Origin of the sequence: Fictibacillus nanhaiensis, assembly GCF_019801215.1 — a bacterium.
GTDB lineage: Bacteria > Bacillota > Bacilli > Bacillales > Fictibacillaceae > Fictibacillus > Fictibacillus nanhaiensis_C.
The window spans coordinates 551,158-566,062 of sequence record NZ_JAHVJO010000002.1 but is presented as its reverse complement, the minus strand read 5'-3'; the positions used below and the strand labels follow the sequence as shown (position 1 = coordinate 566,062).

Annotated in this window: 17 protein-coding genes and 1 riboswitch; of the genes, 11 read left to right on the top strand and 6 right to left on the bottom strand. The window is 41.1% G+C overall.

Features of this window, described 5'->3' with window-relative positions:
- Nucleotides 1-10: 10 nt before the first annotated feature.
- Nucleotides 11-688 carry a DUF975 family protein gene (locus KUV80_RS11410; RefSeq protein WP_222462827.1) on the bottom strand — a complete coding sequence of 226 codons (678 nt, stop codon included), beginning with the start codon at nucleotides 686-688 and terminating at the stop codon, nucleotides 11-13.
- Nucleotides 689-878: 190 nt separating this feature from the next.
- Here KUV80_RS11410 and KUV80_RS11405 point away from each other — a divergent pair, with 190 nt between their 5' ends.
- Together KUV80_RS11405 and KUV80_RS11400 are read left to right on the top strand one after the other, a co-directional pair.
- Nucleotides 879-1,295, top strand: coding sequence for a thiol-disulfide oxidoreductase DCC family protein (locus tag KUV80_RS11405; RefSeq protein ID WP_222462826.1), 417 nt, complete (start codon nucleotides 879-881; stop codon nucleotides 1,293-1,295).
- 74 nt (nucleotides 1,296-1,369) lie between these two features.
- On the top strand, nucleotides 1,370-2,311 hold the full coding sequence (locus KUV80_RS11400) for a nucleoside hydrolase (RefSeq protein WP_222462825.1): 942 nt from the start codon (nucleotides 1,370-1,372) through the stop codon (nucleotides 2,309-2,311).
- Nucleotides 2,312-2,453: 142 nt separating this feature from the next.
- Here KUV80_RS11400 and KUV80_RS11395 read toward each other — a convergent pair whose 3' ends face one another.
- Nucleotides 2,454-2,624 carry an aspartyl-phosphate phosphatase Spo0E family protein gene (locus tag KUV80_RS11395; protein WP_222462824.1) on the bottom strand — a complete coding sequence of 57 codons (171 nt, stop codon included), beginning with the start codon at nucleotides 2,622-2,624 and terminating at the stop codon, nucleotides 2,454-2,456.
- A gap of 254 nt (nucleotides 2,625-2,878) precedes the next feature.
- On the opposite strand from KUV80_RS11395, the gene KUV80_RS11390 reads away from it, so the two are divergent.
- Nucleotides 2,879-4,852, top strand: coding sequence for a methyl-accepting chemotaxis protein (locus tag KUV80_RS11390; protein WP_222462823.1), 1,974 nt, complete (start codon nucleotides 2,879-2,881; stop codon nucleotides 4,850-4,852).
- A gap of 129 nt (nucleotides 4,853-4,981) precedes the next feature.
- Here the strand turns inward: KUV80_RS11390 and KUV80_RS11385 are convergent, their stop codons facing one another.
- Entirely contained in the window at nucleotides 4,982-5,488 is a 507-nt protein-coding gene (locus KUV80_RS11385) for a transposase (protein WP_338083497.1), read from the bottom strand.
- 609 nt (nucleotides 5,489-6,097) lie between these two features.
- On the opposite strand from KUV80_RS11385, the gene KUV80_RS11380 reads away from it, so the two are divergent.
- From KUV80_RS11380 to KUV80_RS11350, 7 genes are all read left to right on the top strand, one after another.
- Nucleotides 6,098-6,382: a YhdT family protein gene (locus KUV80_RS11380; protein WP_222462822.1), complete on the top strand. Its 285-nt coding sequence runs from the start codon at nucleotides 6,098-6,100 to the stop codon at nucleotides 6,380-6,382.
- Nucleotides 6,382-7,821, top strand: coding sequence for a sodium/pantothenate symporter (gene panF, locus KUV80_RS11375; RefSeq protein WP_222462821.1), 1,440 nt, complete (start codon nucleotides 6,382-6,384; stop codon nucleotides 7,819-7,821). The genes KUV80_RS11380 and panF overlap by 1 nt, the downstream gene beginning before the upstream one ends.
- Before the next feature lie 146 nt (nucleotides 7,822-7,967).
- Nucleotides 7,968-8,050: riboswitch (cyclic di-GMP riboswitch) on the top strand.
- Between the two features lie 30 nt (nucleotides 8,051-8,080).
- Entirely contained in the window at nucleotides 8,081-8,572 is a 492-nt protein-coding gene (locus KUV80_RS11370) for a hypothetical protein (RefSeq protein WP_222462820.1), read from the top strand.
- A gap of 93 nt (nucleotides 8,573-8,665) precedes the next feature.
- Entirely contained in the window at nucleotides 8,666-9,400 is a 735-nt protein-coding gene (locus KUV80_RS11365) for a YdcF family protein (protein ID WP_222462819.1), read from the top strand.
- Nucleotides 9,401-9,417: 17 nt separating this feature from the next.
- Nucleotides 9,418-9,609 carry a hypothetical protein gene (locus tag KUV80_RS11360; RefSeq protein ID WP_222462818.1) on the top strand — a complete coding sequence of 64 codons (192 nt, stop codon included), beginning with the start codon at nucleotides 9,418-9,420 and terminating at the stop codon, nucleotides 9,607-9,609.
- A 139-nt stretch (nucleotides 9,610-9,748) separates the two neighbouring features.
- Nucleotides 9,749-10,633, top strand: a complete 885-nt coding sequence (locus KUV80_RS11355; RefSeq protein ID WP_222462817.1) for an ATP-binding protein — start codon at nucleotides 9,749-9,751, stop codon at nucleotides 10,631-10,633.
- 65 nt (nucleotides 10,634-10,698) lie between these two features.
- Nucleotides 10,699-12,627, top strand: coding sequence for a vWA domain-containing protein (locus KUV80_RS11350; protein WP_222462816.1), 1,929 nt, complete (start codon nucleotides 10,699-10,701; stop codon nucleotides 12,625-12,627).
- 53 nt (nucleotides 12,628-12,680) lie between these two features.
- Here the strand turns inward: KUV80_RS11350 and KUV80_RS11345 are convergent, their stop codons facing one another.
- Entirely contained in the window at nucleotides 12,681-12,872 is a 192-nt protein-coding gene (locus tag KUV80_RS11345) for a hypothetical protein (RefSeq protein WP_222462815.1), read from the bottom strand.
- A 169-nt stretch (nucleotides 12,873-13,041) separates the two neighbouring features.
- Between KUV80_RS11345 and KUV80_RS11340 the strand changes: the two genes are divergently transcribed.
- On the top strand, nucleotides 13,042-13,332 hold the full coding sequence (locus KUV80_RS11340; RefSeq protein ID WP_222462814.1) for a hypothetical protein: 291 nt from the start codon (nucleotides 13,042-13,044) through the stop codon (nucleotides 13,330-13,332).
- A gap of 66 nt (nucleotides 13,333-13,398) precedes the next feature.
- Here KUV80_RS11340 and KUV80_RS11335 read toward each other — a convergent pair whose 3' ends face one another.
- Together KUV80_RS11335 and KUV80_RS11330 are read right to left on the bottom strand one after the other, a co-directional pair.
- Entirely contained in the window at nucleotides 13,399-13,587 is a 189-nt protein-coding gene (locus tag KUV80_RS11335) for a hypothetical protein (protein ID WP_222462813.1), read from the bottom strand.
- Between the two features lie 136 nt (nucleotides 13,588-13,723).
- Nucleotides 13,724-14,899, bottom strand: coding sequence for a S8 family peptidase (locus tag KUV80_RS11330; protein WP_222462812.1), 1,176 nt, complete (start codon nucleotides 14,897-14,899; stop codon nucleotides 13,724-13,726).
- Between the last annotated feature and the right edge of the window lie 6 nt (nucleotides 14,900-14,905).

Here is a 14,905-nt window from a genome sequence, read left to right as displayed (position 1 = left end):
AACGAGAAAACTATTCTTTTTCAGCGATCAGTTCCTCATCACTTTGCTTTTTTACTAATTCATTATAAAAAGCAGCAGAAGATGAACTCATGTAAGGCGCAAGCCATAGGAAACCAATTCCAAGCGTTAACAGACAAAGAATAACCCATCCGATAAAGCTTAGCTGAAGAACAAAGAATTTCCATTTATAGCCCTTCATCAGCTTTCGGCTTTCGGTAATGGCTTTGTTAATCCCGATATCAGGCTGATCTTTTAATACGTAATAAGTTTGTGAATACGCTAATCCCTTAATGATGCCAGGAATAATCAATAGAAGGAACCACAAAAGAGTGTAGACCATCATAACTAAATAAGTACCAAGTAATTTAAGGTATGTGCTAATTTCTCCGAATGCTGTCAGCAGTCCTTTGTACTCTATTTTTTCGCCAGTACGAATCACCGATAAGAACGTCCATAGGTAACCAATATATAAAGGCAGCAGCACAAGCGTAATCAGGAAAGTACTTGCTGTTCCGCTGTCTGTTTCGGTTGCGTTAAGCCAACTTTCAAAACCGCCACTCAGGTTGATTTCAATAATCATGGGAATTAAATAATAAATAGCTGAGAAAAGCAGCGTAAATAAAGCAGCACGCCCCCACTGTCCTTTTAGTTGCTGTCTCGCTTCTTGCTTCAATGCTCTAATTTTCATTCGATCTTCACCTTTCCTTTTCTCTCAATAGAAGTTTATACTACAATGCCTATTGTTGGAAGATGTATTTTATGGGTAATGATTAGAGTTTTAGGAAAGTAAGGGATAACGATTAGGAAGAATAATAAAAAAAATGTAAAATAGAGGGTACATAAGAAACCTTAAGATTCTGAAACGGAGGGGTAAGGGGATGGAAAATAACAACAATGACAATGGACCTGTTCTTCTGTTTGACGGGGTATGCAACCTTTGCGACAATAGTGTCCAGTTTATTTTAAAGCACGAAAAAAATGACGAGCTTCGATTTTCTGCTATTCAATCGGAAGCTGGCCAAAAGTTGCTTTCTGACTACAACATAGATTCAGAAAAGACGGATTCGGTGATCTTTATCCATAATGGACAAGTATATGCTGAATCTGATGCGGTATTGCATGTATCGAGCTTTTTGAAGTTTCCTTTTAATCTTGGGAAAATTTTATTGGTTTTTCCGAAATCATGGCGAAACTTTTTTTATAAACAAGTGGCCGAGAACCGCTACAAATGGTTTGGCAAAAAGGAAAGCTGCATGATGCCGACTCCAGATGTAAGAAAACGGTTTTTGGAATAATCTCTTATGCTGTCTTCATAAATCAAGCCACCTCTTTAATAGACTATAAACAAAAGCCTAAGAGGGGTTTTATTATGGGACAAAAAGTCTTGCTCTTTGGAGATGTGGGAATTGATGACACGATTGCCTTAATATACGCGTATTTAAGTGATGACATCGACATTGTAGGTGTTGTCGCGGATTACGGAAATGTTCCACGAGAACAGACCATTACAAATGTGAACTATCTCGTTAACATGATCAAAGTCCCGTCTGATGTAAAAATCATTGGAGGCGCAGAGGTACCAATGACGGGAGAACAGCCTACCTTTTACCCGGAAGTTCATGGAGAGTACGGATTAGGTCCGATTGAGCCAGGGGTATATGAAGGTGTGATTGAGAATTTCTTTGAGATCATTAACTTGATTCATGAATATGAGAATGAATTGATTATCGTTAATACGGGAAGGTTGACTTCTCTTGCAACGCTTTTTATTTTGTATCAAACCGTTATGAAAAAAGTGAAAGCCTACTATATTATGGGAGGCGCGTTTTGGGTGCCAGGGAACGTTACGGCTGTGTCGGAAGCTAATTTTCATGCGGACCCGATTGCCGTAAGAGTTGTCTTGACATATGCAGAAAATGTGACAATCATTCCGTTAAATGTCACGGACCGTGCTCTTGTAACGCCTGATATGATCAATTATATCGATTACAAAGGAAAAGCTCCTTTAGTTAAACCGTTACTAGATTTTTATTACGAATTTTATAAAAAACGAGTTCCAGATATAAAAGGAAGTCCTGTTCATGATGCTCTGACGTTAATGGCAACCATTCGTGAAGAGATGTTCACCTTCAGAACATTGCCTGTTCATATTGTCGTTGAGGAAACGGCAAGAGGACAGAGTATAGCAGACATTAGACCGTATATTGAATTTGGAGAACAAGTAAAAAAACATCGAATTGCCTTTGATTTTAACTATCCCTATTTTTTTAACGATTTTATGAGTGTGCTGACAGGTGAGGAGTTTAGATAACAGATAGATTAGGAGTTTTTGAAGGGGAATGAGCAAGTGATAGAGTAGAATGGAAGTTGACGAAATAAAAAACCGGAAATCCCCATAAACTAACGGGCCTCCGGTCATAAGTAATTAAATATAATGATTTGTCTATCCTTTATTATGCGCAACTCTTTATTTGATCCAGTTTGTTTAGTTTCTCGTCCAAAATTTGACTAAGCTGTACAAGAAGCGGATCAGCAAGACTATTAACCTTTTTACTTACCTCATACATGGTCGTGCGAATGGCGTCTATTTCCGTAGTTAAGACAAGAGCATTGCTTGGGCTCATGGTCCATACCCCCTCAAATATAATAACCACTACTGCACTTAATATCGGTAAAACTTAAGATAATTATATACCATATTTTGTGTCAAGTCTATTATTTTTTTGTATATATAGGGGGACAGACCCCGTACAATTACACTTTTCGTCGAATTGTCTTTTCCGTGGAGACAATTTTTATTTTTTCTATTAAATAATTTGTTACTTCCTGTCGATATACTTTTTGCTGCCTAGAAAAAGTATACAGATGGAGGAAAATGATGATTAAGAAAAGTCTACAAAGGCAAATTCTTGTGCCTTTTTTATTACTGATAATTATGACAGGGTTGGTCGTGAGCGGGGTAAGTTATTTCTTTAGCGTAAAGACAACCGTTGATAATTCTTCGAGTGACACATCTGCGAGAATGAACGACCTCAATGAGTCACTGAATCGTTTTTTAGAAGACAATGCTGAATATGTGGAAGCATACGCAGATGCGGCTTGGATCAAATTTTATGAAAAAGGGGACAGTCCTGACTTTATTATTAATAAGCTAGAAGACTATCATCTTTCAAATGCCGCAATCATGAATAGTTATTTTATTTCAGATTCAAAAGACGTTATCATGTATCCGATACCGTCAGAACCAGTTGACGATTTTACGTTGACATCGTGGTACCAGCAAGCGGTTAAGAACCCTGATCAAGTTTACTGGCTGGATCCTTTTATTGACACAGCTACGGATCGACCTGTAGTCAAAGCTGTAAAAGGGATTGAATACAACGGAAAAACGGTTGGTGTGGCAGCGATTGACATAGCCGTTAACGACATCTTAACGTTGATGCAAAACGTAAAGATAGGAAGTACAGGATATGCCCTTCTGATTGATAACTCAGGAAATTACATGGTGCACCCAGATGCTAAAAAATCAGGGAAAAGTGCCGCAAAAGAATCCTTTTACAAGGACATGAAAGAAAGCCAAGGTGTATTAACGACTGAGCTGAACAACGAAAAGCGGATTATTAGTTACTTTAAGAATGAAAAGACAGGTTGGAAGCTTGCAGGAACAGTAGCCGTAAGTGAGTTTGAGAAAAAGGCTTCCGTTATTTTGTTGCCGATTGGAATCGCCTTACTGATCACGCTTGCAGTAGCTGCAGTTATCTCCTTGTTTGTATCGAGAAGAGTTACTCAACCGGTAAAAGAGCTAAAAGAAGCCATGAATGAAATGAAAAACGGAAATTTGCAAGTAGACGTCAGCATTAACCGAGAAGATGAGATTGGTGAACTCGCTGATAGTTTTACAGAAATGTCAGGACAAATGCGGGTGCTCATTGGTGAGATGGCTCAGATTACAGATCATGTAACAGATGCATCTCAAACGGTAGTATCAAGTGCTGAAGAAAATTCAGCTTCCGCTCATGAAGTCTCGATAACGATGCAGCAGATTGCAGCAGGATCGTCACATCAGGCTGAACTGATGGACGGAAATGCAAAAGCAGCAAACGTACTTGCTGACCGAATTATTCAAGTGCAAGAACAAGGGGAAGCAATTGAAAAAACAACACAGCAGATGAATGACGCATCCGTAACAGGTGTTGCCAAAGTGAACTTCCTGAAGGAAAAGTCCATGCTTACGACCGAAATGACAAAGGATATGATCACTTCCATAAAAAAACTGGATGAAACGTCTGGCAGTGTTCAAGAAATTGTCCATACGATAAGTGAAATCGCGAACCAGACAAATCTGTTGGCGTTGAACGCAGCGATAGAAGCGGCACGAGCAGGGGAGTCAGGCCGAGGATTTGCGGTTGTAGCGGATGAAGTTCGTAAACTGGCAGAACAAACAGAAGGTTCTCTAAAAGAAATAAGCGGGCTGATCGGTGAAATGCAGTCTGTTACACAAACAACAGTAGGACAAGTACAAGAAGCCGCAGCACTTATCCTTTCACAGGGTGAGGCAGTGGAAGAAACGGAACACACCTTCACAGCGATCTCAAACGCCGTTCAAGGAAACTCTGTAAAATTAAAAGAGGTTATTGCGTCTGTTCAAGAAATGGCTCAGCAAAAAGATGTGTTATTGGAAAATGCTTCACACATTTTAGCCATTACACAAGAAACAGCCGCGGGAACCGAAGAAGTTTCCGCATCAACGGAGCAGCAGTCAGCATCGATGGAGCAATTGAACCACCTGGCAGAACAGCTGGAGCAATACGCGGAACAAATGCGCACCCACGTGCAGAAGTTTCATTTCTAGGGGGGGGACAGACCCCAGTCAAATACAAAAAAGCCGGTTGTGTCTTCGTCAGAAGGACATAACCGGCTTTTTTTATTGTTCGTACTAGCTAACGCTTTAAAATAAACAGAGTGTAAAATGACGTTGTAGTTAATGTTCGACTACCGGTGAGGTCCTGCTTTCTACATATTCACGATAAAGAGGTTTTGAATTTTGAAATAATCCAAGAATGGTTGAGGTTTCCACAAAGGGACATACCGACTTTGTAACATAATAGCGGTAGCTGCTCCATGGATATTCAAGAGGAAACATAACAATATCGGCTGTTACCGGATTCATATGAATATATCGACTCGTGTCTAAGAGATAGGAACGGTCTTCAATCAATTCTGTTCCATACCTGCCTTGAAACACATGTCCGGTAAGTTCGTATTTCTTATTGAAATACATGGCGTACGTTTCATTAAGTTCTTTCATGAAATCTCCAGGCGGGGAATGACGGCACTGGATTTGCAAATGGGTGTGATTTGTCATGAGGCAATACGAAAAAAGTTCAACAGAATACTTTTTTACGCAGTGACTGAGGATTTTTAAATAGCGATGGAAATCCAAATGAGAATAAAAAAGAGGTTCCCTTCGGTTTCCGCGAGTAGTCACATGGTAAACGGCATCAGGGTACCAGATACGCCTCGTTCTAGGAATGATCTTCACCTCCTTTCGTAGTTCCTTTATTTTATAACAGAGGATAACTAGTGGGAAATGGGGACTGTCCCCAATCAATTTATTTCCCTCAATGATATTGAGTAAAACGCTAAGGAAAATAAAGAATGCAAACGGTACGAATGGGTTGGTTTCAAAATGTGTTCTTTTTTTTGCTTTTTTTTAAAATAGTCTTGTCGAACAATATAGAATTCTAAATTTTTTTATCACATTTCCCCGGAAATTATTTTAGGAATTTAGCAATTAACGACTTTTCCAACTTAAATATTTCTTCTTCTCCATGCTAAAAGGTTAGCCTAATCTCAATACTTCATCCTTACAATAAATATATTAAATACATATCCCATGCATGCGTAGAGGTTATTCAACAATGGTTACTACGATAGGAAAAAATATAGGGTTTCATTTGCACGATATAAATGTAACAAGGGATTGGTCTCTTCTTATCGAAATCCCTAAAATAAGTCGAAAGAGCTCGACAATCGTTTTAGGCTTTGACATGATAATGAGTGGACTTTATTTTTTGTGACTCCAGGAGGTTGAAAAATGAAAAAAGTAAAGGACTGGCGTTTTCGAGTCTCCAATAAAGAGGCCATTATGGGCACGGTGCTGGCGCTTTTGAATTTTGTATGGTGGTATGCATTTGCATACGGACTTGGAAGTCAACCAGTAAAAGAATATACGTACATACTTGGTTTTCCTGCGTGGTTTTTTTATAGCTGTATTGCTGGATTTATTGTCTTTACCATACTTGTATGGATTATGGTTAAATTCTTCTTTAAAGAAGTTCCTTTTGAAACAGAAGAGATGGAAAAGGAGGAGAATCATTAATGAATTGGGATGTGATCCTGCCATTAGCCTTCTTTTTGGTACTCGTTTTTTGTATTGGTATCTATACGTCTCGCCATATGAAAAGCGGTCCTTCTTTTTTACAAGATTACTTTTTAGCAGGCCGTGAGCTAGGTGGTTTTGTGCTTGCTATGACAATGGTTGCCACTTACGGAAGTGCCTCAAGCTTTATTGGGGGGCCAGGAGCAGCATATCAGCTGGGATTGGGCTGGGTACTTCTTGCGATGGCACAGCTTGTTACAGGATACTTTACACTTGCAGTCTTAGGTAAGAAGTTTGCGATTGTAGCCAGGAAAATTAACGCAGTAACGCTGATCGACTTCTTAAAGGCAAGATATGAGAGTAAATGGGTTGTTATTCTATCCGCACTCAGTATTGTTATATTCTTATTTTCAGCCATGGCTGCCCAATGGGTTGGTGGAGGCAGACTAATTGAGTCGTTCACAGGATTATCTTACACAACGGCACTGTTTATCTTTTCAGGCTCAGTGTTGGTGTATGTTATCGCAGGTGGTTTTAGAGCTGTAGTGATCACCGATGCCATACAAGGTGTGGTCATGGTGATTGGTACAGTGATTATACTCGCTGGAACGATTGTTGCTGGTGGCGGGATTGACAACATTATGAGCGAATTGCGAACGGAGAATCCAAACCTAATCTCTCCATTTGGTTCAAATGAATCCCTCACACCACTCTATGTTTCTTCTTTCTGGATTTTAGTAGGTGTTGGTGTAGTGGGGCTTCCTCAGATTTCAGTTCGCGCCATGAGTTATCGAAATGCAAAAGCGATGCACAGGGCGATGATCATTGGAACATTTGTCGTTGGGTTTATTATGTTAGGTATGCATTTAGCTGGTGTTTTTGGCAGGGTAATTCTTCCTGGTATTGAGGTTCCGGATAAAGTGATGCCTTTACTTGCACTTGAAGTATTACCGGGCTGGTTAGCAGGTATCGTCCTCGCAGCTCCGCTTGCTGCTGTGATGTCAACGGTAGATTCCGTTCTATTGCTCGTAAGCTCTACCATCATTAAAGACGTATACATCAATTATGTAAAACCAGATGCAGAAGAGCGTTTTGTGAAAAAGTTGAGCTTTGCGATAACAGCAGTGGTAGGCTTGAGTGTATTTGCGATGGCCATCAACCCGCCTGATTTGTTGATCTGGTTAAACCTCTTTGCATTTGGTGGACTTGAAGCAGCGTTTATTTGGCCGATCGTTATGGGGTTGTATTGGAGAAGAGGAAACGCAAATGGAGCAATTGCCTCTATTGTAGTAGGAGTTGGGTCATACATGTGGCTTCATGTAAATCAACCAAACCTTTGGGGTATGCATACGGTCGTAATGCCAATCCTATTCTCGTTTATTGCATACATTGTGGGGAGTTTCACAAAGGGGGACAGACCCCAGACAAATACATTTTAAGAGCTATTGTCCGCGCCGTGCGGACAATAGCCTTTTATCGAAAAAGGGATTTAATCTACTAAAATATTGAAATCACCATAAAAATTCATGAAAATATAGTTTACAGCTTATTCCTATAATGGTAAATTAATATTATAATATAATTAAATAAGTGTGGGGCTTTGAAGATCATTCTGTAATTGGGCGCTTGGAGTGATCAGAGCTAGTAGCGCAACCGACCGCTTCTTTTATTCTATTTATAAAGGAAGGGGTATTTTTTATGGAAATCTCAAGAAAAGAAAAGTTTGGTATGAAAAAGAAATCTTCAAAAAAATGGGTAAAGGGCATTTTAGCAACAGCTTTTGCGCTTTCTCTCGGAACAACCTCTGCGTTTGCCGCAAATCCTAATTTAGCTGATGAAGTATATGCGAAAATTCTAGCTTATACATACAAAACAGACATTAACAATGAACTTAGTAAAGAGAAACAAGTGCTGTTAAAAGATATGAAATCAACAGTGAACGGAATTTTTTCAAGTACAAAAGAAGAGCTAGATAAGAAAAAATCAGAAGTTATCGCTGAGAAGAAAACCGAATTAAAGACTCATTACGATCAGCAAATCAATGATATTACAAAACGTCAAAAAGAAGCTGTAGACAAGAAGACCGAAGAGATAAAAACCGATGCAGCCCAAACGACGAAAGATATGAAAGAAGACATAACAAACGAAATTCAACAAGAAGTTAAAAAAGCAGATATTAATAAAAAATAATCGATTAAAGAGCGGCAGAAATCAAACCTCCGCTCTTTTTCTTTTTCCTTTATACTAGAAATAGAAAATCTACCCATTTGGAGATCCGAAGTCATGAGAAAACTATTTCTTACTCTTAGTAATCTGTTCTTGATCTATGCAACAGCGATCCTCATTCAAACTACAAACATGGATATGGGACTTGCTGTCATCTTTATTCTTGGTCTATTTTTTTTCATTCTTTTTTACAAATACCAAACCGTGATCAGACTAATGAGTACGTACAAGAAAACGACCATCATCTTCACGGTTCTTGCTCTCCTTTTTGTGGGAGCCTTAGAAACACTCATTCTTACGTCAGCCAACACGGACCCAAAGAAGGTAACGGGTAAGATAGATACGATTCTTGTTCTTGGAGGTGGCACAAAAAATAATAAGCCTGGTGCCGTTCTCAAGGAGCGTCTCGATCAAGCGTTAGCCTACGCAACAAAACATCCGGACGTTACTTTTATCGTGAGTGGCGGTCTTGGATTCAGAAAAACGACGAGTGAAGGTATCATTATGAAGAACTATCTTGTCGACAATGGGATTGAACCAAACCGCATTGTAATAGAAGAAAAGGCAACGAGTACACACGAAAATCTTTTGTATGCGAAGGAAATGATTCAGCCAGATGCCAACGTATTGATCGTAACAAGTGATTTTCATCTGTTCCGGACAAAAATGATCGCTAAACGTGTAGGGATTGAAGCTGAAGGGTTAGGTTCACCGCTTAGAATTTCCTCCATTCCACAAGCTCACGTGAGAGAATATATGGCCATCATTAAAAGCTATTTCACAGATCGTTAAAAGGGAAGTGAAAGTACGTGAAAATTAATCGTTACCATTGCTGTGCAACGTGCGTACATTTTAAGCCTGAAAAAACGGACCATGGTATGCGTTATCACTGCGAGCGATTAGGTTTTGAGACAAAACCCAATTACGAGTTTAATTGCTGGAATCCGAAGCCGCATATCGTTTCTCGAATAAAAAATGAACACATGAAAGGAACGCCTTGATAATCCCTTTATCGAGGCGTTTTTTGACGTAAAACGGGGGGCTTGCTTTGTAAAAGCTTACAATGATACATTGTGTAAGGATTTATGTAACGGAAATGCTGGAAATACTGTTGATAGATGAAAGAAAGGACTTTTTAAAATGAACCTTCAACTTCCAAATGAGATAAAAGAAAAAATTCAACAAGATGCGGCTAGACGATTTGAAAATTTACCGGATGTTTTCAAAGAGTTGATAGGAAAGCCTGGATACACGGCACCTGATACATCGCTCGTGGAAGATGCGGTAATCGCACTTGCATTAGGTAAAAACGTATTGCTGAAAGGTCCGACGGGTTCAGGTAAAACGAAGCTGGCTGAACTCCTTTCAAATCTGTTCGGGCAGCCACTGCACCAGATTAATGCCTCGGTTGATCTTGATGCTGAAGCGCTATTAGGTCATAAAACGTTAAGCTATGAAGATGGCAAACAAGAGATCGCGTTCATTCCAGGTCCTGTTACGAAAGCTGCGAACAACGGGCACTTCTTATACATCGATGAGATTAACATCGCGAAGCCTGAAACGCTGCCGATCTTAAATGGAATGCTTGACTACCGGCGCACGATCGCTAACCCGTTTACTGGTGAAGTGGTAAAAGCGAGACCGGAATTCAACGTGATCGCCGCCATTAATGAAGGATACATTGGGACTGTGCCATTGAATGAAGCTTTGAAAAATCGTTTTGTCGTGATTGAGGTCCCATACATTCAAGGAGATACGTTAAAAGAAATGCTTAAAAATCAGTCTCAGCAAAAAGACGACAGCACACTGGATAAATTTGTCCAGCTTTCGTCTGACCTCATCGGCCAGGCGAAAGGCGGCCATCTGTCCGAGGACGCCGCATCCATCCGCGCTTTGCTGGATGCGGCCGACCTCTCCGTCTACTTGCCGGCGAAGCGCGCCATCCAGCGCGCTATCGCCGACAAGCTTGAAGACGCCCGCGAACGCGCCCTCGTTTCCAACGTGGCCGCGACGCTGTTTGTGTAAGCTGGGAAATGGGGACTGTCCCCCTACAATTTATTTCCCACGATGATTTTGGAGGTTTCGCCTAGATGAAATTCCTAATTTTTGCAGATACAAAGATCGATTCTTTTGTTCATATGCAACTGATTGACCTGGCACGGTCGCTATCACGAGTGGACGAGATGGACGTTTCATTTTCGTATCATTCGTATCTTCAACGAAACAGCGGCATTACTCACGTAAGTCAGTTCTGGAATCCGTACCCACCGGATATCCAGCTGGAAGGCTGGAAATCGGACGTGTATTTGCGCAGCTTTGGAACACAGTTTCATACGGATGATGACGTAATTTGGGATTCACTCCAGAAGCTTAAATCTCATCCGCACCGTGAATTTTTAAAACAGATTCTTCTGTTTTCTGAAGATTATCGGCTGGAATTCCTTTGCACAGAGCAGAGACCTGGAATGAAACATAGCTTCAAGCTGCGAAAAGAAACATTCCAAGTGCATTACAACAGAGAATACCGAAAACACATCCAACAAAAGCGTGATCTTGACGCTTTATTTTGCCATATTATCCTTTTAGCGAATAAACGCTTTGTTCGTGTCCCAGCACAAACCCAATCGCTCTACCAAGAGTTGCGTCCCGTTCTTGCTGAGCTCATTCAAGCACAATCAACATCAGACATCGCAAAAATCGTTCTGCAAATGGCAGAAATCATGGAAAACCACACGCAGCTAGCAGACATGAAAACCGCTTACCGCAGTTTTAGTGATAAACCAGTGCTATCAGCTGATAACGAAGGATCGCAAACTCTTGAGGACCTGACACGAAACAACGAAACAAAAACAAAAAAAACCATCACAAAAGACGAAGACAAAAACGATGACGAAGAAGGTCAGGAGAAAGAAGAACACTCCTCCTGGCACGATGAAACGTCAGACCCGCAGGAATCTTTTTTGCAGATGGATCTTGATCAAGGAACGAACACAGATTTGCTCGGAGAGGGAGCACGGGAAGCGGAGTCTGGAGATGCGGTCTTCGGTTCAGTCCAAGCGAGCGCACAAACGACCGACAACAACGACTTCAACACCCAAAACGAACATGAAGCCGAAACCGATAACAACCAAACAGGATCAGACTCTTCAAACCAATTTCCGTACGGTGAAGTGAATAAAAACGTGACCGAGCATCTCGTTCCGGCAAAACCATCAACCCAAGAAGAACTCGCGCAATACGAAGATTTTCAACAAGAAATCGCGCCATTCGTTACTCAGCTCAAACAGAACTTTTTAAAAACGATGGAGCATAAACGTTCAAGTCCGCGTGAAGATTTGCACTTTGGGAGACTCGGAAAAAAGCTGACAAGACTGGCGACAGACAAAAACCCGAGACTTTTCCAAAAAAAACAAGAGTCTCAGCATGAACTCGACACGACGTTCACCTTGCTCGTAGACTGCTCTGCATCCATGTTTAACAAGATGCAAGAGACGCAAAAAGGAATCGTCCTTTTTCACGAAACGCTAAAAGCTCTCCGGATCCCGCATTCAGTTGTTGGATTTTGGGAAGATGCAGCAGACGCAACGAGTGACGATCAACCCAATTATTTTCACGAAGTCATTTCCTATCGAAATTCCTTGCATCAGCCAGGAGCTTCGATCATGCAGCTCGAGCCGCAAGAAGACAACCGTGACGGATACGCGATCCGGAGAATGGGTGAAGAACTTTCAAAACGCCCAGAACAGCAAAAAATTCTGCTCGTTTTCTCTGACGGAGAACCGGCTGCTTTTGATTATGAGACACACGGGGTTCTTGATACACATGAAGCCGTGACCCGCACGAGAAAACGGGGGATCGAGACGATTGGGATGTTTATCGCGAACGGAGAAATAACGGACGAAGAAGAAAAGCTCATGCAGAATATCTATGGACCACAAAACGTTGTCGTACCAAGTGCTGCAGAACTTGTAGATTACCTCATGCCTGTTCTTCGAAAATTATTGTTTAAATTCATATAAAACGAAAAAACGCCAAGTGGTTCACTCCACAGGCGTTTCTTTTATGTATAAAACTAATACTCTAACAGCTTCAGCCATCCAAAAATCACACCAACAAAACCGGCAGAACTAAAGATTTTGACAGACCATTCTGGCAAGGCATTACGAAGCAGGCTTGAAAAAATTCCGACTACAATAAAAGCAGCTAACAAAATATAAATTGAAATAATATCAAAAGGAATTCGAAAAGACAGCCATTGTTCCATCGTCAGACCTCCCCTAATGATAGTAATATCGGTCAAAATGCCTATCCTTCAAGGAAAAATGACGAAAAAACAAAATTTCCTTTCATCAAAAAAGGGGGGGTTACATCCAAGAACCGTCACTAGGGCAAACGCATATTGTAATAAAAACCAGGAGTAAGGAGTGACCACCTTGAACCAACGTGTTGTTGACGTCGTGTTAGCGGCAGCCGAGGAAGATTTTTTATCGAACAATAAAGATGCGGAAACCTTTGCTGCTGAGCTGGCTTTGCTTGGATCGACGCTCGTAACAGCAGGTGACTTCCTCGGAACCTTAAGTGCCGCTATCGTATTAAAACAAATTTATCTCGACAGAATTCAAGCCCAAAAAGAACAGAAAGAACAAGAAAGCCAGATGAAAGACATTCAAGATCAGCTAACCTCATTGAAAAAAGAAATCAAAGCGCTTAGGAGAATGAAGTGAAATCAGCCATTCTCCTTAAGCCACCTCTCTTTCAACTAGAACCCCTTCACTCAAACCGACCGCGATTCAAGTAAATTCTTTTGATATTCCAATGTACAAAATAACCACACCAAAAACAGCGAGGCCTATTAAAAAGAAATAAACGATTTTTTCTTCTGCCTCTTTTTCAGTCTGCCTTTTTTCCTGATCGGTCGCTTGAGCCTGCGATCCATCCTCAGTGTTGCTCTGTTTTTGCTTTTTACCGAATCCAAACAATTTCTATCACACTCCGCTCTAACCATGTCCTGTTTACAGTGTTTCAATTTGGAGCGAAATTTAAACAAAACAAAAAAACCTCCGAAGTCTTTGTTGAGTAAAAGACTCAGAGGTTATGAATTGTTTTATTACATGATTATTGAACAGCTTTTGCTGCGTTTACACGGCCGTTTTGGAAGAATGTTCCTGTGCCAGACACTTTGTCAGCTGTGCTTTGAAGAGCTGTACGGATTTGTGAAGCATTCTTACCTTGTGCAGCAAGCAATCCAGCTACTCCGGCAACAACAGGTGATGCCATGGACGTACCAGAGAAACTAGCATATTGATTGTTTGGTGTCGTTGAGTAAATAGCAACACCAGGAGCTGCGATATCTACCCATGTACCCCAGTTAGAGAATGCTGCTCTTTGATCGTTTTGATCCGTAGCAGCTACTGCGATCGCGTTTGAGTAATAAGCAGGATAACTAGGAAGATTAACGCCAGAATTTCCAGCTGCAGCGATTACGACAGAACCTTTATTCCAAGCGTAGTTTACGGCATCTTCCAATGTCTTTGAACCAAGATTTCCACCAAGACTTAAGTTGATGACTTGAGCACCTTGGTCTGCTGCATAACGAATGCCTTGTGCAACATCATCAAGTGATCCGCTGCCACCTGCGTCTAGTACTCTTACGGCAAGGATAGAAGCCTTAGGAGCAAGTCCTGCGATTCCGATGCCGTTGTTCGTGTTAGCTGCTGCGATCCCAGCAACATGTGTACCATGCTCGTTTTCATCGATTGGGTCGTTATCATCAGCAACAAAATCTCGTCCTTTAATGACTTTACCTGCTAGATCGGGGTGATTGTAATCCACTCCCGTATCAATTACGGCTATTTTTACAGAAGCGGCACTTTGGGTAACGTCCCAAGCTTGCTCTGCGCTTACCTTTTGAGGTGCATATTGTTTTGTTTTATAGCTTGGATCATTTGGAACATAACTAGCGTGGAACGTAGCGTTCGGCTCGGCATATTCAACAGAGTCGAGACTTTCGAATTTTTTTATCGCGTCAGCAACACTGCCGTTCACCTTAACAACCATAAAATCTTTGGTTGCATCGACAACTTTCCCGCCAAACTTGGAAATTCCGGTTTTAGCAGCTGAATCAGAAACTGAGTCTTTAAAATGAATGATGATTTCCTGCGGTGCAGCCTCTTGCTGGGAAGGAGGCGTAAATGAAGCTTCCTTTACCTCAGGTTCAGCAGCTGATGCTGGGAGAGCTAGTGAGACCAATAGTGGTACTGATGCGGCACATGCCACGAAACGCTTTAACATAAAATC